The following is an 820-nucleotide window of genomic DNA, read 5'->3' on the forward strand; positions in this document are numbered from 1 at the left end:
CAGGGTGGCAGCGCAGATGCTATGCTGCCGCCTGTCTACACGCAGGCCCTGCGCACACGCAAGAAAGCACCATGACGCTCCCCATCGACGCCTCGCCTCTGGTCAGCATCGTCACGCCAACCTGGCAGCGGGAGGAGTTCCTGCCGCGCCTGCACGGCTGTATCCAGGCACAGACCCATGGCGAGATCGAGTGGCTGGTGTTCGACGACAGCCCACGCCCCTCGGCCTATCTGAAGCCGTTGGCGAATCAGCGGCTGAAATACTTCTACTCGCCCAGCCGCTACGCCATCGGCGAAAAGCGCAACATCCTGGCCGAACATGCCAGGGGATCGGTGATCGTCCACATGGACGACGACGATTTCTATGCGCCGACCTATGTGCAGCGGATGCTGGGCTGGCTGGAGCAGGGGTACGATCTGGTGAAGCTGTCGGGCTGGTTCCTCTACAGCGTATCGCACCGGCGGTTCGGCTATTGGGACACCGCCAGCGGCGGCTCGCATCACCGCTGGGGCCGGCAGGGCTGCAGCTATGTGGAGGCGCCGGAGGCCCCGCCCTCTCCCGACAATCTCGACGGCTACGGATTTTCCTATGCCTACCGCCGGTCGGTTTGGGACGCGGTGCGTTTCCCGGCGGTGAATGCCTGCGAGGATGCGCCCTTCGTCAAGGCGGCCCGAGAACGCTTCCGCGTCGGCACCGTCCCGGATGCGGAGGGGCTGTGCCTGCACACGCTGCACGGCCGCAGCACCAGCCTTTGCCTGCCGCAATACGAGCTGCCACTGCTACTGATGGAGCGGTTGTTCGGCCCGGATGTGGCCGCTTA

General features: G+C 65.2%; 1 protein-coding gene. It reads left to right on the top strand.

Annotated features, from left to right (window positions below):
- Positions 1 to 71 precede the first annotated feature (71 nt).
- The coding region (locus I71_RS10170) for a glycosyltransferase family 2 protein (protein ID WP_042694522.1) at positions 72 to 820 on the top strand (749 nt) is incomplete at its 3' end.

Source organism: Azospirillum sp. B506 (assembly GCF_000333595.1).
Lineage (GTDB): Bacteria > Pseudomonadota > Alphaproteobacteria > Azospirillales > Azospirillaceae > Azospirillum.